Source organism: Aureimonas altamirensis, from assembly GCF_001463885.1.
In the GTDB taxonomy this organism is placed as follows: domain Bacteria; phylum Pseudomonadota; class Alphaproteobacteria; order Rhizobiales; family Rhizobiaceae; genus Aureimonas; species Aureimonas altamirensis.
The window spans coordinates 78,440-96,521 of the sequence record NZ_BBWQ01000010.1; the positions used below are offsets into that span (position 1 = coordinate 78,440).

Annotated in this window: 13 protein-coding genes and 1 tRNA gene; 8 read left to right on the top strand and 6 right to left on the bottom strand. The window is 64.6% G+C overall.

The window, feature by feature from the left end; genetic code table 11:
• Window positions 1-85: 85 nt before the first annotated feature.
• Both AUL31_RS06470 and AUL31_RS06475 read left to right on the top strand, forming a co-directional pair.
• Window positions 86-160, top strand: a tRNA-Glu gene (locus AUL31_RS06470).
• A 203-nt stretch (window positions 161-363) separates the two neighbouring features.
• On the top strand, window positions 364-1,083 hold the full coding sequence (locus tag AUL31_RS06475; protein WP_060603179.1) for an outer membrane protein: 720 nt from the start codon (window positions 364-366) through the stop codon (window positions 1,081-1,083).
• 53 nt (window positions 1,084-1,136) lie between these two features.
• Here AUL31_RS06475 and AUL31_RS06480 read toward each other — a convergent pair whose 3' ends face one another.
• From AUL31_RS06480 to AUL31_RS06495, 4 genes are all read right to left on the bottom strand, one after another.
• Window positions 1,137-2,471: an AcvB/VirJ family lysyl-phosphatidylglycerol hydrolase gene (locus AUL31_RS06480; protein WP_060603182.1), complete on the bottom strand. Its 1,335-nt coding sequence runs from the start codon at window positions 2,469-2,471 to the stop codon at window positions 1,137-1,139.
• A complete protein-coding gene (gene mprF / locus AUL31_RS06485; protein ID WP_073469250.1) occupies window positions 2,468-5,032 on the bottom strand; it encodes a bifunctional lysylphosphatidylglycerol flippase/synthetase MprF in 2,565 nt (854 codons plus the stop codon). The genes AUL31_RS06480 and mprF overlap by 4 nt, the downstream gene beginning before the upstream one ends.
• A 145-nt stretch (window positions 5,033-5,177) precedes the next feature.
• On the bottom strand, window positions 5,178-5,603 hold the full coding sequence (locus tag AUL31_RS06490) for a Ros/MucR family transcriptional regulator (RefSeq protein ID WP_060603187.1): 426 nt from the start codon (window positions 5,601-5,603) through the stop codon (window positions 5,178-5,180).
• A 387-nt stretch (window positions 5,604-5,990) separates the two neighbouring features.
• Complete coding sequence (locus tag AUL31_RS06495) at window positions 5,991-7,916, bottom strand: DUF882 domain-containing protein (RefSeq protein ID WP_159439802.1); 1,926 nt, start codon at window positions 7,914-7,916, stop codon at window positions 5,991-5,993.
• 199 nt (window positions 7,917-8,115) lie between these two features.
• Between AUL31_RS06495 and AUL31_RS06500 the strand changes: the two genes are divergently transcribed.
• On the top strand, window positions 8,116-9,942 hold the full coding sequence (locus AUL31_RS06500) for a M3 family oligoendopeptidase (RefSeq protein ID WP_060603193.1): 1,827 nt from the start codon (window positions 8,116-8,118) through the stop codon (window positions 9,940-9,942).
• Here AUL31_RS06500 and AUL31_RS06505 read toward each other — a convergent pair whose 3' ends face one another.
• Window positions 9,943-10,917 carry a small ribosomal subunit Rsm22 family protein gene (locus AUL31_RS06505; protein WP_060603197.1) on the bottom strand — a complete coding sequence of 325 codons (975 nt, stop codon included), beginning with the start codon at window positions 10,915-10,917 and terminating at the stop codon, window positions 9,943-9,945. It lies immediately after the preceding gene.
• A gap of 124 nt (window positions 10,918-11,041) precedes the next feature.
• Here AUL31_RS06505 and AUL31_RS06510 point away from each other — a divergent pair, with 124 nt between their 5' ends.
• The 4 genes from AUL31_RS06510 (at window position 11,042) to AUL31_RS06525 (ending at window position 14,388) form a co-directional block, all read left to right on the top strand.
• Window positions 11,042-12,487 carry a homospermidine synthase gene (locus AUL31_RS06510; RefSeq protein ID WP_060603201.1) on the top strand — a complete coding sequence of 482 codons (1,446 nt, stop codon included), beginning with the start codon at window positions 11,042-11,044 and terminating at the stop codon, window positions 12,485-12,487.
• Window positions 12,488-12,606: 119 nt separating this feature from the next.
• Window positions 12,607-12,975 carry a hypothetical protein gene (locus AUL31_RS06515; protein WP_073469248.1) on the top strand — a complete coding sequence of 123 codons (369 nt, stop codon included), beginning with the start codon at window positions 12,607-12,609 and terminating at the stop codon, window positions 12,973-12,975.
• 25 nt (window positions 12,976-13,000) lie between these two features.
• Complete coding sequence (locus AUL31_RS06520; protein WP_060603207.1) at window positions 13,001-13,942, top strand: SPFH domain-containing protein; 942 nt, start codon at window positions 13,001-13,003, stop codon at window positions 13,940-13,942.
• Window positions 13,943-13,944: 2 nt separating this feature from the next.
• Window positions 13,945-14,388 carry an NfeD family protein gene (locus AUL31_RS06525; protein ID WP_060603210.1) on the top strand — a complete coding sequence of 148 codons (444 nt, stop codon included), beginning with the start codon at window positions 13,945-13,947 and terminating at the stop codon, window positions 14,386-14,388.
• Between the two features lie 7 nt (window positions 14,389-14,395).
• Here AUL31_RS06525 and galU read toward each other — a convergent pair whose 3' ends face one another.
• Entirely contained in the window at window positions 14,396-15,301 is a 906-nt protein-coding gene (gene galU, locus AUL31_RS06530; protein WP_060603212.1) for a UTP--glucose-1-phosphate uridylyltransferase GalU, read from the bottom strand.
• 374 nt (window positions 15,302-15,675) lie between these two features.
• Here galU and AUL31_RS06535 point away from each other — a divergent pair, with 374 nt between their 5' ends.
• Window positions 15,676-17,991 carry a mechanosensitive ion channel family protein gene (locus tag AUL31_RS06535; protein ID WP_060603215.1) on the top strand — a complete coding sequence of 772 codons (2,316 nt, stop codon included), beginning with the start codon at window positions 15,676-15,678 and terminating at the stop codon, window positions 17,989-17,991.
• Window positions 17,992-18,082 lie beyond the last annotated feature (91 nt).

The window sequence follows — 18,082 nt, forward strand, 5'->3', positions numbered from 1 at the left end:
TTTCAAGCGCAGGACGACAAGGAAGGCACCGAAAACGGCTTGCCATTCTCAAACGATCCAACTATATCCAGCCCCACACCGAAGGGCGCCCATCGTCTAGCGGTCAGGACGGCGCCCTCTCACGGCGCAAACGGGGGTTCGATTCCCCCTGGGCGTACCATTCCACCATACCTTTCCTTCAAGTCTGCATACCGCCACCCGCGGTCGCGTGTTGCATTGCCGCAACGCGTCTGGCTATCCGCGCGGGCATAACTACCAGCACGGGCAAACCCCGTCGTTTTCAACCTATCATGTACATGATATATATTGTATCTTAACGGCTGCGGTGCAAATGCAGGGCATTACTTTCAACAGGAGAGTGCCATGCGCCTCAACCATCGTATCCTGGCTTCGGCCGCCCTCACCTTCGCCCTGACCGCTCCGGCGCTGGCAGCGGACGTCGTCTTCGAAGAGCCGGCGGCTCCGGTCGCTGCCATTGCACCGATCGCCAACGACTGGACCGGCTTCTCGGTCGGCGTGTTCACCGGCGGCGCGACGGGTGAAGCCGAGTTTTCCGGCACCCTGTCGGCTGCTGGGGCATCCGCATTCGACAGCAGCAAGACGGATATTGATGGCCTCCTCGGCGGCGTTCAGCTTGGTTACGATCACCAGTTCGGAAATGCCGTACTGGGCGCGCGCGCATCTGTCGCCCTGACCAACGTCGACAACGGCGATGCCGTCACGACGTCCAAGTTGACCTATCTGGGCACGGCCGGCGTCCGCGCGGGCGTGGCCTTCGAGAAGCTGCTGCCTTACGTCCATGGCGGCTTCGCCTTTGGGCAGACGGAGCAGAAGACGTCCAGTGCCGGCATTGACGCATCCAAGCTGGACAAGGCCGATCACACGGGCTGGACTGCCGGTGTCGGTGCCGAATATGCCCTGACGCAGAATGTCTCCGTCGACGCGGAGTACGGCTATGTCGATCTCGGCAAGGAAAACATCTACACCGGGAACTATACGGCGGCTTCCGGCACAACGGCCCTGTCCGTGGATCAAGACCTGGCCTTCCACACCTTCAAAGCCGGCGTGAATTTCCGCTTCTAATCAGCATTGAGAGGGGGGCGGGTTCTGCCCGCCCCTCTCTTTTTTGTCTGCTGTCAGGTGCCTGTGCCGGTCATCGCTGCCAAAAGGCGCGCCGCCAGCGCATCGTAATCGCCATCGAAATGATGGCCGCCCGTCGTCTGGATCTTGCGAAGCTTGGCAAGCTCGGGCTGGGTACAGGCCGAATCCGGCCCCTCTTCCTCTCCGAAGACACACAAGACCTTGTCCGCCGGCAGCGTGGCGATTTGCGGTACGACCGCCTTTTCGCCCGTCGACATGCCGAACCAGCCCCCTATGGAAATCTCGAACCCCGTCTCCAGGCTCGGCGCCAGCAGAGCGATGATGCTTGTCCTGTCGCGCCAGCTTGCCGGAATGCTGTTCCAGGCGAAGGGAAGCGTGTCCGCCCCGAAGGAATAGCCCATCATGGCGACGGGGATTCCGTCCGGCACCATGGCATTGTCGAGTATGGCGCCGATATCGTCGCCCATCTGTTGCGGCGTCTTTTCCGACCAGAAATACCGCAACGAATCGACGCCAAGCACCTCCACGCCATTCTGCGCCAGCCAGTCGCCGATGGATTTGTCGAGATCGCGCCAACCGCCGTCGCCCGAAAAGAAGACCGCGACGGCCTTCGGCGTACCTTGTGCCTTGGCAACCACCACCGGCATCGCCGTGGCGTCCCTGCCGGCAAGTTCGACGCCTGCATCGGCCGCTGCCGCAAGCTGCGCCGGCTGGTCGGCCGCCTGGATGAAATGCGCACGGTGATGCTCGTCGCTCATGCCCGCCGGCCTGTCGGCGGCAATGACACGGAAGGGCTCCGGCAACTCGGCGGCGAGGTCATAGGAATAGCCATCGCCCGCCTTCGTCGATTTCGCGCCATCGCAAATCGGCAATGTGGTGGCCAGGGTCGGGGCGGGCGAGATCGCGACGCCGCCTGCCATGGTGGCGCTTGGAGAATCCGCCACGGCCGCATAGGCGAGCAGGCCCCCGGCCCCCTCGCCGATGACGACGGGGTGGAAGTAATCCTGCAGGCTCAGCGTTCGTTGCGCTTCCTTGGCGATGCCCTCGATATCCGATCCGGCGTAAAGGCAATCTTCCGCGTCGACCTGCAGGCGCTTCAGCCAATCGTCCAGGCGAACCGGCAACACCACCAATCCACGCTGGACAAGAGCGTCGGCCAGCGACGCATCCGGAGCCTTGCCGATATCGGAAATCAGGATGGCCACGCCCGAAGGATCGCCATCCGGAACACGCATGTGGACATTGGCGATATTTTCGTAGGACACCGTCGTCGCCTGCCCAAGGCCGGGAAGCGGGAGCCAACCCGTCCACCATGCGCCGGCTGCGCCCACCAGACCGACGGCGGCCACACCTGCAATCCAGCGTTTCATGCGTTATTCCTTTCGGCCGGTCGGCGGGAAATCAGCGCCGTGACGTCTATCAAAGCCTTGGCGGTGTCGAGACCGCGCGGGCAGATCAGGTAGTGCGGGGTCCAGATCGGCTGGAACTTCTGTTTGAAGGCGCGCAGGCCATCGAAACTGTAAAGATCCCCTCCCCGGCGATAGACCATGGAGCCGAAGCGGTTCCAGCGCGAGGCGCCGCGCCTGTCGCTGAGGCCCGACAGGGGCGCCGCACCGAGATCGAACCAGAGATATCCTTCGTCCTTGCCTGCCATCAGCACATGGCCGAACAGCGCGTCCATGACGCCGCGGGAAACATCGGGCAGATGCCGCATCAGATCGATCGAGATTTCGCTTTTGTCGCCGCTGCGCCATAGATTGGCAAAGGCCACGATATGGCCTTCCTTGCGCATGACGGCATGATCGAAATTGGCCAGATAGTCGGCGTCGAAATAGCCGAGCGAAAAGCTCTTCTCCGCACCGGACTTCATCTCCAGCCAGGCATCGGACACCAACCGCAGTTCCTCTATCGCGGCGGGCACCTCGGCTGCCGGCAGGATCGAGAATTCCAGCCCTTCGCGCTCCGCCTTGCGCATCGCCGTGCGCATATCCTGGCGCTTGGGCCCGCTCAGGGTAAAGCTGGTCAGGTCGACGCGGGCGACCTCTCCCAGTTTCAGGGCCGTAAGCCCCATATCGAGGAAGAGCGGCAGGCGGTCGGCGCTGACTTCGTAGAAAACCGGCCGCAACGCCTTTCGATCGGCCAGGTCGCGGAACGCCCAGGCCAGCTCATCCACCTTTGCTGCAGGGGCTACGGGCTCTCCAAGGGCAATGAGGCTGCCGCCCGATTGCCCGTACATGACGAAGCCGGAGCCGTCGTCGGCCATCAGGAATTGCTTGTCGCCCAGCAAGGCCAGATTGGCCGTGGTGGAAGAGGATGTCGCAACGACGGTGCGCACGGCGTCCGGGATCGGTTGGCCGCTGGACGGCCTGTGGCGCTGGTGGATCCACAGTTCCAGCCCGGCCGCCGCCATGACGAGGAAGACGACGAGACCGGCGCGCAGAAACCGCGGCGCATCGCCGTCCAGCGCAAAATCCCACCACATGGCATTGGCATACTCGACATGCGAATAGGCGAACATGCCGAGCCATCCGCAGCCGATCAGCGCCGCCGCCACGGTGGCCAGCCAACGCCAGTTCAAGGCCAGCGGCGCATCGTCGGCGCGGCGATAGAAGGCGCGGCGGAATACCACCAGGAAGATGGCGAACGACAGAAGCGCCGTCGCCTCTTCCCAGTCCAGTCCCTTGGCGATCGACAGGACCGCACCCGCCAGCATCAACACCAGCGCCAGCACGTAGGCGCGCCAAAGCCGGCGCGCCAGGCCGCGCGCGATGATCAACAGACCGACCCCGACAAGGCTGGCGGCAAGATGCGACAGCTCTATGAAGGGCAGCGGCAGGATATCCGCCAATATGCCGATGCGCCCTTCCAGCCCGGGCGTCGCGCCCGATACCAGCAGCACCACCCCGCCCAGAAACGACAGGCTGGCGGTCAGCGGCGGGGCCATCGGCTCTACCAGCTTCGCGGCCGTCGCCAGTTGGCCGCGTACGACGTGGCGCTGCAGGGCGATCTCCGAAAGCGCGAGGCCGAACATCGTCACGATCAGCGGCAGAACCGTATAGATGATCCGGTAGACCACCACAGCAGCCAGCGCATCGGGGTTGGAGCCAAGGCCGAGCGTGCCGATGATCGTCGCCTCGAAAGCACCCAGCCCGGCCGGGGCATTGGAGACGACACCCGCAACCGTGGCCATGGCAAAGACGATGGCGAACAGCGTGAAGCTACCCACCGCATCCTCCGGCATGAGCACGTAAAGAACCGCCGCGGCAGCCGCCACGTCCACCACGCCGGCGGCCACCTGCGCCAGGGCAGCCCATCCATTGGGGAGGAGAAGCGTCCAGGATCGAATTCTCACCTGCCGGCGCCCGGTGGCCAGCCACGTCACGAGAATGGCGACACAGGCGATGAGGATGGCACCCAGCGCAATATCCACGGCCCGTGGCAACGTATCCAGCAGCGGGACGTCGCCGGGATCGGCCACCAGCGCCACGCCGACCATCAGCGCCAGGGCGAACCAGAGGGCAAACCACGAGATACCGACGATGCGGGCGACGTCGACCGGCTCGAACCCGAAGCGGCGGTAGACGCGATAGCGGATCGCGCCCCCGGTCAGGAACGGAAAGCCGAGCGCGTTGGAGATCGCGTAGCCGCCAGCCCCGACCAGAGCGGAAATGGCCGGCGAAATGCGGCCCGGTGCGGTGTTCTCAACGGCGATGACGTCATAGGCGGCCATGGCCATGAAGCTGAGGGCGGTAAAGGCCAGGGCGGCGCCCAGCGTAGACCACGGCATCGCCTTGATGGCGGATGCGACCTGATCGAGCGGCGTCTCTGACAGAAGGCGCGACAGCGTAAAGAAGGCGAGCGCCGTGATGCCGAGGCCAACGATGAGCGCAATCGAGTTGCGAATGGCAGGCCGCTTGAAGACAGAAGACATCGGACGCACCAGAATGACAAAGCCGTGATCGGTGCCGCATGGCGCGTGCATTGCGGCGGTTGCATGGCAATGCGCCTAAAGAAAACGCCGACTCGAGAGCCGGCGTTTCAACATCATGAAAAGGCTGGAGCGCCCTGCAACTGGATCACCGCCCGCGGCGGCGCTTGTGGCCCAGGCCCATCTGCTTGGCCAGCCGCGAGCGGGCCGCGGCATAGTTGGGGGCAACCATCGGATAGTCGGTCGGCAGATCCCACTTTTCGCGGTACTCTTCGGGCGTCAGGTTGTAATGCGTCATCAGATGGCGCTTCAGCGACTTGAACTTCTTGCCGTCTTCCAGACAGATGATGTAATCGTCCGTCACCGACTTCTTTACGGGCACAGCCGGCTTCGGCTTTTCAGCCGGCACCGCGGCCGGAGCGGCCGTCGTACGGCCGAGCGCACCATAAACGTCGGAAATCAAAGCAGGGAGATCGGAAACCGGCAGAGAATTGTTGCTGACGTAAGCAGCGACCACTTCGGCCGTCAGCTCCATCAGCATCTCGTTATTTTCGACGCTTTCGCTCCGTTCCATCTTATACCTCAATACCCACGCCGTCCGCGTGCTTGGAAAATTGAACAATGTCGGCAATGCTGCGAACACCCGGCCATTTCAACCATGACCGGTGGCGGCGACCCCGATTAGTGGTCGTGTATTTATTGTAAGCTATTCATTGTCAAGTCACATCGCAGAGAATTAAGTTTTGGCAATGTGGCGCATGTCTTCCACAAATTTTTTTACATGGAAACTGCAATTCGCACAGCATTGGCCCGCCTTCGTCGGACGTATTCATAAGCCGGCGTGACGCAAATAAGGCATCGAGCTTCCTTGACCGCGCCCGAAACTGAAAAGGCCGCCCCGGGGGCGGCCTTCTGGAAGTGATTTAAAGTAGAAGCGGCGCGCCGCGCCTGCCGGGACTGGTCAGTTGCCGAAGCGTTCCGGGGCAGCATGCAGGGGCACGTTGACGACAAGCGACGCGTTGGAAAGACGCTCCGTCCGGGCGGCTGCGTCGGCATCGGCCTCGGCAAGCTGAAGCGGCCGTGTCACTTCGGCGGCGTCGGCGATGCGGGCTGCGATGACGCTCTGGTCGGCGACTGTCGGCATCGCGCCGGAGCCGACACGACCGCCCTTGCCGCCGGTCTCGACCTCTGCCTGCAGAGGCTCCGGCCGTGCCATGATGTCTTCGAAGCTGCGGGAGGGCGTGACGCCGGTTTCCAGAGAAGCCATCACGGTGGACGGTTCCGGATCGTCACCGTTCAGGATGTCGGCGATGGCATCGCCCACCGGGGCCTCGGCATCGGCCATGTCCATTCCGGCAAAGTCGGTTGCCTCGTCACCCGCCTCGGCAACGATTGCATCGGCGGCGGGCTCGAGCACCGGCCCGGCATCCGGCCGATGCGTCGGGAAGGCAACGGCTACGGCCAGAGGCTCATTGCTGTCGGAAGCCTCTTGCGACGTGGAGTTAAGGATGGTGTCGGCGATGGCGTCCGAACGTGCCGGCGCCTCGGCCGAAGCGACCCGCGCCTGGGCATCCGTTGCGGCTGCTGCCTGCAACACCGCCTCGAAGGGTCTGCGGCTCGGCGTGGGAACGGCGTAGGCGAGTTCTCCGGCGGCGGGCGCCGGCTCGCGTGCGGCCGCCGCAACAATGGTCGGCGCTGTGGCCGGTGCTGTACCAGCAGCGGCGGTGGCGCGTGCCGGCGCGGCCTGCGGCATCGGAATGCTGGCAACGGCGATGCTGGGCGGATCGGCGCGGCTTGGTGTCTCAACCGGAGCAGACGCACTTGCCGGGGCAGGCGCGCTGGCCGGGGCCGAACCCGGCACGCCGGCTGCCGGCCGCGGTGCGTTGGAACTGGTGTCGAATTGCGGCCTGTCGGGCATGGCCACCCCGGCCGAAAGCACGGGCGCGGCAGGCGCGGCGCGGCGCGGCGCCGGTGTCGGCTGGACCGAGGCGATAAGCGTCTCTTCTGCCGGTGCGGCCGGTGCGGCCGGTGCCACCGGTGCCGGTGCCCGGCGCGGCGCTTGCGGCGCGCGGCGAGCCGGCGCCGGAGCGGCCTCCATCTCGGCGTTGTCCTCGGCCTCGTCGGCGCCACCGCCGAACAACCGTGCGATCAGCGATTTGCCGCCTTTGCGCGATTCCGATGCGCTGGCCATCTGGATGTTGCCGGACGCACCCTTGCGCTGATTGTAGGAGGCGACCGCCTGTTCGTATCCCGGCAGCGGCTTGCCGTCGGCCGGCAGGTAGATCGTATTGCCACGCGGGAAGATGCGCGCCAGCTCGGAGCGGCTCATGCGCGGCCAGTAACGGCCCTTGCCGCTGTCGAAATGGACGAAGGGCGAGCCGGACCGCGGATAATAGCCGACGCCGCCAACCTGCATGCGCAACCCGATCTCGCGCACTTTGCGCAAGGGTACGTCTTCCATGTAGAAGTCGATCGCCTTGCCCGACATATGCAGGCTGCCGCCGGCGACGCCCGAAGACCTGGAGCGCAGCATATTGTTGGTCTTGGGTGAGCGGAAGCCGCCCAGCACCTGGATATAGCCGTTCGTGCCGGATTGGCGCTGCGCCTCCCACAGGATGTCCAGAAGCGCCGGGTCCATGTTGGTGGGCTTGTTCTCGCGCCAGTCGCGCAGGGCCCAGTTGGCTTTCTTGAGGCCCTCGGGCAGAAAGCGGCCATTTCGCTTGTAGGTGACCTCGGTCTTTTCGCGAAGATGGACATGATACAGCTTGAGCGTCCGGGTCTCGGCTTTGGCCGCGAGTCCCGTGCCGGCCAGCAGCAGAAGGCCCGTCGCAATGATCGTGGCGGCACGTGCCATGCGGCGCGCGGCGCTAGCGTTAGTTGCGGGCATTCGGTCTCTTCCCCTCGCTGGCGAGGGCGGTGCCACCATGTCCCCGGCACCAACCCCGAACTTCCTCAAGTCACAGTCGTGCCAAAAACGTCTGACCGAACTGCGGCATGAAAATGACATGCGCCTATTTCTTTCCTTATTACAAAAGAAAATGGTTAAGGCGCAATGAACGAGATTCGCGAAGGAACGACACCCCTCCATGACTAACCAGTCCGCCGTAGCAGTCGATGCATCCGCCAAGCCTAATCTTGGCCTGCTTCCCACATGGAACCTCGGCGACCTTTACCCCGCCCTGGACAGTCCAATCCTGAAGCGCGACCTGGAGGCAGCCGACGCAGAAGCGACCACCTTCCAGACGCGCTGGCGTGGCCGGCTCGCGGAAGAAGCGGCGCTGCCCGGCGGGGGCGGCCTCATCGAAGCGATCAAGGCCTATGAGGCGCTCGAGGACAGGCTCGGCCGGCTGATCTCCTATGCCGGCCTCGTCTACGCGGGCGATACGTCGAGCCCGGCGAATGCCAAATTCTATGGAGACATCCAGGCGCGCGTCACCGACATTTCGGCGCGCGTCCTGTTTTTCGGTCTGGAACTGAACCGGATCGAGGACGCCGTCATGGAAGCGGCCCTGGCCGCCAATCCGCAGCTTGCCCACTACCGCCCGTGGATTGCGGACCTGCGGCTGGAACGCCCGTTCCAGCTTGAAGACCGGATCGAGGAGCTTTTCCTTGAAAAGGCCGTCACCGGGCCGGCGAGCTGGAACCGCCTGTTCGACGAGACCATGACCGGGCTTCGCTTCAAAGTGCGTGGCGATGACCTGTCCATCGAGGAAACGCTGAACCTCCTGCAGGAGGATGACAAAGCCCTGCGGCAGGAGGCGGCGGAGGCGCTTGCCTCTGTCTTCTCGGCCAATTTGCGCTTGTTCAGCCTGATCACCAATACGCTGGCGAAGGACAAGGAAATCTCCGACCGCTGGCGGGGTTTCACCGATATTGCCGACAGCCGGCATCTGGCCAACCGCGTGGAGCGGGAAGTCGTCGACGCGCTGGCGGCAGCCGTCCGCGAGGCCTATCCCTCCATCTCGCACAGATATTACCGGCTGAAGGCAGGCTGGCTCGGCCAGGAAGCCCTCGACCATTGGGACAGGAACGCGCCCCTGCCCGGCATGGAACGCCGGCCCATCGGCTGGGACGAGGCCCGCGAGACGGTCATGACGGCCTATGCCGGTTTCTCTCCACGCATGGCTGAGATCGCCGGGCATTTCTTCGACCGCAACTGGATCGATGCCGGGGTGCGCCCGGGCAAGTCGCCCGGCGCCTTCGCGCATCCGACTGTCCCCTCGGCCCACCCCTATGTGCTGCTCAATTATCTCGGCAAGCCGCGCGACGTCATGACCCTGGCGCATGAGCTTGGGCACGGCGTCCACCAGGTGCTTGCGGCGCGGCAGGGCCCGCTGATGGCGCCGACGCCGCTGACGCTTGCAGAGACCGCATCCGTCTTCGGCGAAATGCTGACCTTCCGATCGCTTCTCGAAAAGACGCCCGATCCGCAGCAGCGCCGGTTCCTGATCGCGTCCAAGGTCGAGGACATGATCAACACGGTGATCCGGCAGATCGCCTTCTATAATTTCGAACGGGCGCTCCACACCGAGCGCCGCGAAGGCGAGCTGACCTCCGAACGCATCGGGCAGATCTGGGTGGAGACGCAAGGGGAGAGCCTCGGGCCCTCCGTACGGTTGCAGCCGGGATACGAGACGTTCTGGGCCTATATTCCGCACTTCATCCATTCGCCCTTCTATGTGTACGCCTATGCCTTCGGCGACTGCCTGGTCAATTCGCTCTACGCCGTCTATCTGCAGTCCGACGAAGGCTTTGCCGAACGCTATCTCACCATGCTCGAGGCGGGCGGCACCAAGCACCATACGGAGCTTCTGGCGCCCTTCGGCCTCGATGCGACGGACCCGGGCTTCTGGCACCGGGGGCTGTCTGTCATATCCGGCCTCATCGACGAGCTGGAAGCCCTCGAAGCCTGATCAGGTTTGCAGGGCGTCGCCCCAGAAGGCTCGGCGCGCGGCCTTGAAGGCGTCGCCGTCGCGCCGGGTCATAAGAACGTCGTCGGCCCGCCCGTCGGGCCGGCACAGCTTTAGCCGCACCTTGCCGCTTCCCTGCTGCGGCGGCGCCAGTATCCGCGCTGCCGCGGTTGGCGCGGGCGCGCGCGCCGCGGCCAGGAAGATGAACTTTTCATCCTCGAAAGGGGCGTCCGCGCCCTTGGCCAGCCGATGGATTCGGCTGCGCGGGAGGCGGACCGCGAAATGGCACCAATCCTGACCCACAAGCGGACAGGTTTGCGAATGCGGACACGGCGCGACGATGTTTGCCCCCTGTGCAAGCAGGCGCCGCCGGGCGGCAAGAATCCGCCGCCAGCCGGCCGGCGTGCCGGGCTCCACGATCAGCAGTAGGTGGCGCGCCTTGCGCCACAGGGCATCCACCAATTGGTCGCGTTCGCCCTCGCGCAGTTCGTCAAGAACGTAAGCCAGCGTAACGAGGTCGGCCAGCTCGGCCTTATCCACGAGATCCCCTGCCCGGCCGTCCAGCCAGCGCCTGTGCGGGACGCCGCTCGCTTCCGCCAGAAGCTGGCCCACACGGCGGATCGGATCGCTGGCCTCCACCATGGTCGCGGCGCCAAGCTCCGGCCAGGTATCGGCGGCCGCCCAAAGCGCCGTTCCCGGCCCGGCCCCGACATCGAGGAGCGTTTCGGGGGCGGGTGTCAGCGGATCCATGGTTTCCTGGAGCATATCCATGGCGCGCCGGATCGCGGCGTAGGTTGCCGGCAACCGTGTCGCGACATAGGCGCGGGCTGCCTCGTCCGTATCGAGATGCAGCCGCCCGTCCAGCACTTCGGCGCGGTAGCGTGCCGAAAGCCGGCTGCCTGCCGCCGCGATACCGGCGACCGCATGGCCGTCGAGCACGGTGTCCAGAGCCGCACGGAGGGACGCGGGGAGTTCCATTTCGTCTTCCCTGATTTCGCGGTTGCCATCGAAGGTCGCGTGCGCCCTCTTTTATTTGACAGCAATCTCGGTTAGCCGAAGGCGACATATCCTGCGATGCGACAGTGCGAAAGGACCTGCCAGAATGGCGAACGACCAGTATCAGGTTTATGGTGAGATTACCGGCCCCATCGTGATGATCGGCTTCGGGTCGATCGGCCGCGGAACGCTTCCCCTGATCGAGCGGCACTTCAACTTCGACAAGTCGCGCGTGGTGGTGATCGACCCCAACGACGGCAACCGCGCCATCGTGGAAGAACGCGGCTTCCGCTTCATCCAGGAAGCCGTGACGCGCAAGAACTACGAAAGCCTGCTGACCCCGCTTCTCACCGAGGGCGAAGGCCGTGGATTCTGCGTCAACCTGTCGGTCGACACGGGTTCGCTGGACCTCATCCGCATGTGCCGCGAGCTGGGCGTCCTGTATATCGACACGGTGGTGGAGCCGTGGCTCGGCTTCTACTTCGACGACAGCCTTACCAATGCGGACCGCACCAATTATGCGCTGCGCGAGACGGTGCGCAAGGAAAAGCGCAAGAACCCCGGCGGCACCACGGCAGTGTCCTGCTGCGGGGCCAATCCGGGCATGGTCTCCTGGTTCGTGAAGCAGGCCCTGGTGGATATCGCCAACGATACCGGCCTGAAATACGAGGAGCCCGCCGCCGACGACCGCGAGGGCTGGGCCAAGCTCATGAAGAAGGTGGGCGTCAAGGGCATCCACATCGCCGAGCGCGATACGCAGCGCACCCGCGATCCGAAGCCCATGAACGTCTTCTGGAACACGTGGTCGGTGGAGGGCTTCATCTCCGAGGGCATGCAGCCTTCGGAACTTGGCTGGGGCACCCACGAGAAGTGGCGCCCGAAGAACGCCAAGGACCATAAGAAAGGCCCGAAATGCGCCATCTACCTGGAGCAGCCGGGCGGCAATACCCGCGTTCGCACCTGGTGCCCGACGCCGGGCGCGCAGTACGGCTTCCTCGTCACGCATAACGAGTCGATCTCCATCGCCGACTACTTCACCGTCGTCGACAAGCATGATGAGGTCAGCTACCGGCCGACCGTCCACTACGCCTACCACCCCTGCAACGACGCCGTCCTGTCGATGCATGAGCTGTTCGGCGCAGCGGGCCACATCCAGCCGGTGCACCACGTGCTGGACGAGGACGAACTCGTCGACGGCATCGACGAGCTGGGCGTTCTGCTGTTCGGCCACGAAAAGAACGCCTATTGGTATGGATCCCAGCTTTCGCTGGAAGAAACCCGCCGCATCGCCCCCTACCAGAATGCCACCGGCCTGCAGGTCACGTCGGCGGTCCTGGCGGGGATGGTCTGGGCGCTGGAAAACCCGCAAGCCGGCATCGTGGAAGCCGACGAGATGGATTACAAGCGCTGCCTCGACGTTCAGCGCCAGTATCTCGGCCCGGTGAAGGGCTACTACACCGACTGGACGCCGCTGAAGGACAGGCCCGGCCTGTTCCCCGAAGATCTCGACGAGAAGGACCCCTGGCAGTTCCGCAACATCCTCGTCCATTAAGGTCGATCAAACCCAGGGTTGATGTGGGTCGCGCCCCAAAAGGGCCGGCCCACCCTTTCCTGCCGCATGCGGAATCCCATAATAGGCTGACTGTAATCTTGTTCACGGGAGTCGCCGCGATGCGCCGAAAAGCTTTGTTTGCCGGTCTTGCCACGTTGAGCCTCGCTTTGTCCGGCTGCATGACGGGCCCCGGTGGCGGCCCGTCTTCGGGCCCCGCCCGCCAGGGCTTCGACGGGCGCTGGGGCGACACGTCGGGCGTTGCCGTATCCAGCCTGCAGGGCGGTACATTCACCTCGACCGCCAACGACACCGGTTCGGTCCTGGCGCGCGGCACCTACCGCAACCTGTCGCCGACCCGCATCGCCATCGAATATACGCGGCTGTCGAATGGCGATCGCATCGCCGTCAATTGCGATCAGGTATCGGCAAGTCAGTTGTCCTGCGTCAACTCTTCGGGCACCCGCTTCGACCTGACCCGGCAGGCCTGACGCAACCGCATCAGGGAGGATGTAAATGGAACCGTTGGTGATCGTCGCCGTCGGCGTCGTACTGGTCGTGCTGCTGCTGTTCGCGACCATCAAGATCGTGCCGCAGGGCTATCACTACACGGTGGAAAGCTTCGGTCGCTATACGCGGACGTTGAAGCCCGGCCTTAACATCATCCTGCCCTTCGTCGAGCGCGTCGGGCACAAGATGAACATGATGGAGCAGGTTCTCGATGTTCCGACCCAGGAAGTCATCACCCGCGACAATGCGTCGGTCGCGGCCGACGGCGTCGCCTTCTTCCAGATCCTGGATGCCGCCGCGGCCGCCTACGAGGTTGCCGGGCTACGCAACGCGGTCCTGAACCTCGTCATGACGAATCTGCGCTCGGTCATGGGGTCGATGGATCTCGACGATCTGTTGTCCAATCGCGATGCGATCTCCGAGCGCATCCTGCGCGTCGTCGACCAGGCCGCCCATAATTGGGGCGTCAAGATTACCCGGATCGAGCTCAAGGACATCGCGCCGCCCGCCAATCTGGTCGAATCCATGGGCCGTCAGATGATGGCCGAGCGCGAGAAACGCGCTGAAATCCTGGAAGCGGAAGGGCAAAGGAACGCCAAGATCCTGCGGGCCGAGGGCGAAAAGCAGGCGTTGATCCTGGAAGCCGAAGGCAAGCGCGAAGCCGCCTTCCGCGAGGCGGAAGCCCGTGAGCGCCTTGCCGAGGCCGAGGCGAAGGCGACGGAGCTTGTATCGCAGGCCATCGCCGGCGGCGACGTGCGGGCGATCAACTACTTCGTCGCGCAGAAATACACCGAGGCGATCGGCAAGCTGGCGTCGGCAGACAATCAGCGCGTTATCCTCATGCCGCTGGAAAGCGCGTCGCTGATCGGCACCCTCGGCGGCATATCGGAAATCGCCCGCGAAGTGTTCGACAAGCCTAAGCCGGCGTCCATCCGGCCGGGCGGCTGATCGTGCCCGCTCTGTTCGGCGCCACGGGATGGCTCGTCACCGGTTTCGCCCTTCTGGCGGCGGAGATGTTCCTGCCGGGCGTGTACCTCTTGTTTCTGGGGATCGGGGCCGTCGCCATCGGCGTGAACCTTCTGTTCATTCCCGGCCTGTCCGTTGTCAGCCAACTGATCGGCTTTGCCGTCGTTTCGGCTGCCGCCATGCTGATCGGCTACCGCTGGTACGGAAGCCGGCCCAGCAGCGATATCACCCCACTCAATACCCGTACCGACCGGCTGATCGGCCGCCGCGCCGTGCTTTCCGAGGCGATCGTAAACGGGCGCGGGCGCGTCCAGCTCGACGATGGCTGGTGGAGCGTCGAGGGCCCCGACATGCCTGCCGGAGCCCCCGTCATTATCCTGTCTGCGGATGGTGCGCTGCTCCGCGTCGAAGCGGAGCGCGCTGCCTGATACGTGCCTACTCGGCCGCCTTGCGGCCGCCGGACGGCTCCACCTTTTCCATCAGCTCCTGGATCTCGTCATAGACCTTGTGGCGAATATCGTTGCGCCACAGCGCAAAGGCCACATTGGCGCGGATGAACCCTTCCTTCGAGCCGCAGTCGAAGGTGCGGCCGGCGAACGGATAGGCGTAGAAATCCTGCTTCTCGGCCAGCTTCAGCATGCCGTCCGTAAGCTGGATTTCATTGCCTGCGCCCTTTTCCTGCGTGGCCAGGATATCGAAAATCTCCGGCTGCAGGATGTAGCGTCCGGTGATGAAGTAGTTGGACGGCGCCTCTTCGGGCTTCGGCTTCTCGACCATGCCGTCGATGCGGAAGCCCGAGCCGATGGCCTCGCCATGCCCGACGATGCCGTATTTGTTGGTTTCCTGCGGGTCGCACTGCTCGACCGACAGGATGTTGCCGCCGGTCTTCTCGTACAGTTCCACCATGCTGGCCAGGCAACCGCGCTCGGACTGCATGATCATGTCGGGCAGCAGAAGCGCAAAGGGCTCCGGCCCCACGAGATCGCGCGCGCACCAGACGGCGTGGCCAAGGCCAAGCGGCGCCTGCTGGCGGGTGAAGCTGGCGGTGCCGGGCTTGGGCTGAAGCTCGTCGAGCAGCGAAAGCTCCGGCTTCTTGCCGCGCTCGGTCAAGGTGTTCACCAGCTCGACCTGGATGTCGAAATAATCTTCGATGACGCCCTTGTTGCGACCGGTGACGAAGATCAGGTGCTCGATGCCGGCCTGCCGCGCTTCATCCACGACATACTGGATGACGGGACGATCCACCACGGTGAGCATTTCCTTCGGGATCGCTTTCGTGGCCGGCAGGAAACGCGTTCCAAGGCCGGCGACGGGGAAGACTGCCTTGCGGACTTTATGCATCGGGAGATTGCTCCGGACTATATTTCGGATGGGAGGTGGCGAATTCGACTATGATACCGGGCGTTGTTGTCGGCAAACGTTTTCGCACCGGTAGTGAACAGATATGCCGCGAACGACTTTCGTCCATACTTGGCGCTCGTCCGCCTGCCCCTGAATCGCCGCTCGGGATGCGGCGTCGGACTTCTGACGACAAGAAAAGGCAAAACGAAGACAGGGCGGTCCAATCGGCAATAGGGCGATATGCGCTAAAGGCCGCTTGCCAAGGCTTGCACACGGACCCCGTCTGGCGCATTGCCTTCCAATCTCCGTATTTGCGTGGCTTCAACGCCCACCCGAACCATGCCCGACCTTCAGCGACGAGACCGGTCCAGATCGTGAAGTTTTTCTTAAGTATCCTGGCAGCCATCACCATCGCCACCGCCGCCCCGGCCACCGCGCAGACAGAGGCGCCCCCCGCCGCGGCAAGCGCGCAGCCGGCAGCCGGCGTACAGTCCGACCTTCAGGCGCTGGACCGTGTCATCGGCCTCCTGAACGACCCGGCCAGCCGCGATGCCCTGCTGCAGAACCTGACGGCCTTGCGCGCCACGGTGGCCGAGGGTGAACCCGCGCAACCGGCGGCCGACGCAACCACGCCGGCAGAAGGTGCACCCGCCGAGCCGACAGCCGCGCCGGCCGAGGCGGAAGCCCCCCAGGACCCGGCAACCGCGCCGATCCTTTCGGAAGACGGGCTCCTGTCCGCCGTGACCGGCAGCCTGGCCGAAATCGGCCAGAACCTGCCCACCGCCGCCCTCGGCGGTCCGCTGGACGAAAAGCTCACCAATGCCGGTACGCAGGTCCGGGATCGTCTCGTTGCCGGTTTTGGCGATGGCAGCCTCATCGCCTTCGGCACGCGGGCCCTGATCGGCTGGGGGCTCGTTGCCGCCACCATCCTGGCGCTGTTCTATCTGCCGCCGCTGCGCCGCGCCCGGCGGCTCGATCACCGGCCGACGCAGCGCCGACAGTTGCTGATGATGGCCGGCAAGCGGCTCGTGCTCGGCCTGCTGCCGCTGATCGCGGGCTTCTGCGTCCTGGTGCTCTACTCCAACTTCATCGACATGCCCGCCCGGCAGCGCCAGATCCTGGCCGGCCTGACGATACCCGTCTTCGTTGCCGTCGCCGTCTGGCAGATCGGCTATTGCCTGCTCATGCTGCTCGGCCTGTCGCGCGGCTGGCATCTCGTCAGCTACAGCCAGCGACGGATTCTCAAATGGCTGGCTGCCGTCGCCGCGCTGGGCAGCATCTCCACCCTCCTGGCCGACCCGCCGCTTCGCATCGTCGCCGGCTGGGACGCGACGGATGTCGCGCGCCTTGTCGTCGATATCCTTCTGGCAGCCACCGCGCTCGTCTTCGTCATCCGCCATCGCATCACCGTGCAACGGCTGATCCTCAAGGGCCGCGTCGCCCATGACGACAGCCGCGCCACGAACATCATGGACGGCGCGATCAACGCCTTCGGCCGGTTCTGGCACCTGCTCGCCATCGTCTTCATCGTCATCAACGTGGTGGCGCGGCTGGCGGGCGGCGGTGGCAGCTTCCTGATGGACGCCTCGATCGCGCTTCTCATCGTGGCGGGCGGCCTGCTGCTGGCAACCTGGCTCGACAATGCGCTGGCGCGGATGGCCGCCAGCCGCGCGGGCCGGTCGGGCTCGCGCGACGTCATCGTGAGCCGCTACATCGAGCTTCTGCGCATCGTCATCCAGGTCGTCATCCTGGCGGCGGTAGCCTTCGCCTGTCTCGATGTCTGGCATCTCGATCTCAAGGGCTGGCTTCTGACGGACGCGGGATGGACCATCGCGCGGCCCATCCTGTCCATCGCCTTCGCGCTGCTGTTCAGCTGGTTGCTCTGGATAACGCTCGACGGGTGGATTGCCGGCGCGCTTGCGCCGACCGACAAGAAGGGGCGTGCCAAGCACCAGTCCAGCCGCACCAAGACCCTTCTGCCGCTGGTGCGCAACTTCCTGTTCATCGCGCTGTCGATCATCACGGTCATCGCGGTGCTGGCCAATATCGGCGTCAACGTGGCCCCCCTGCTGGCCGGTGCCGGCGTCATTGGCCTCGCCGTCGGTTTCGGCTCGCAGCAGCTTGTGCAGGACGTCATCACCGGCATGTTCATCCTGTTCGAGGATACGATCTCCATCGGCGACTGGGTGGATACCGGCGACCGCGCCGGCACGGTGGAGCAACTGACCATCCGCACGCTCCGCCTGCGCGACGGACAGGGCGCGCTGCACTCGATCCCCTTCTCCAGCGTCAAGGCGATCAAGAATTCGTCGCGCGGTTACGGCGTCTACATCGTCGAGTTCAAGGTCGCCTATCATTCCGACCTCGACCAGGTCATCGCCATCATGCGCGAGGTGGGCGCCGAGATCGCGGTGGATCCGCAGTTCCAGCGCAACATCATCATTCCGTTCGAGTTGTGGGGCGTCGACCAGTTCGCGCCGGACGGCATCATCATCAAGGGCGCGATCCGCACCAAGCCGCTGATGCAGTGGGGCGTCGGTCGCGAGTTCAACCGCAGGTTGAAAAAGCGGATGGACGAGGCCGGAGTCTCCTACGCGCCCAGCACCATCACCACGACCGTGCTGACGCGGGAGTCGGAATCCCCGGCAGAGGTACTGGAGCTGGAACCGGCCGAATCCACGCGTGCATGACGGATGGGCCGGCGGCGGGACGCCTGCGCTTTGGCCGTTGACATTCGGGCGCGCGGCTGGCTTTTGCCGTCGAAGATGAAGCTCATTCGAC

Excerpts from the sequence above, each read along its gene's own strand:
- AUL31_RS06475 (WP_060603179.1), top strand. The coding sequence starts at position 364 with ATGCGCCTCAACCATCGTATCCTGGCTTCGGCCGCCCTCACCTTCGCC.
- AUL31_RS06480 (WP_060603182.1), bottom strand. The coding sequence starts at position 2,471 with ATGAAACGCTGGATTGCAGGTGTGGCCGCCGTCGGTCTGGTGGGCGCA.
- mprF (WP_073469250.1), bottom strand. The coding sequence starts at position 5,032 with ATGTCTTCTGTCTTCAAGCGGCCTGCCATTCGCAACTCGATTGCGCTC.
- AUL31_RS06490 (WP_060603187.1), bottom strand. The coding sequence starts at position 5,603 with ATGGAACGGAGCGAAAGCGTCGAAAATAACGAGATGCTGATGGAGCTG.
- AUL31_RS06495 (WP_159439802.1), bottom strand. The coding sequence starts at position 7,916 with ATGCCCGCAACTAACGCTAGCGCCGCGCGCCGCATGGCACGTGCCGCC.
- AUL31_RS06500 (WP_060603193.1), top strand. The coding sequence starts at position 8,116 with ATGACTAACCAGTCCGCCGTAGCAGTCGATGCATCCGCCAAGCCTAAT.
- AUL31_RS06505 (WP_060603197.1), bottom strand. The coding sequence starts at position 10,917 with ATGGAACTCCCCGCGTCCCTCCGTGCGGCTCTGGACACCGTGCTCGAC.
- AUL31_RS06510 (WP_060603201.1), top strand. The coding sequence starts at position 11,042 with ATGGCGAACGACCAGTATCAGGTTTATGGTGAGATTACCGGCCCCATC.
- AUL31_RS06515 (WP_073469248.1), top strand. The coding sequence starts at position 12,607 with ATGCGCCGAAAAGCTTTGTTTGCCGGTCTTGCCACGTTGAGCCTCGCT.
- AUL31_RS06520 (WP_060603207.1), top strand. The coding sequence starts at position 13,001 with ATGGAACCGTTGGTGATCGTCGCCGTCGGCGTCGTACTGGTCGTGCTG.
- galU (WP_060603212.1), bottom strand. The coding sequence starts at position 15,301 with ATGCATAAAGTCCGCAAGGCAGTCTTCCCCGTCGCCGGCCTTGGAACG.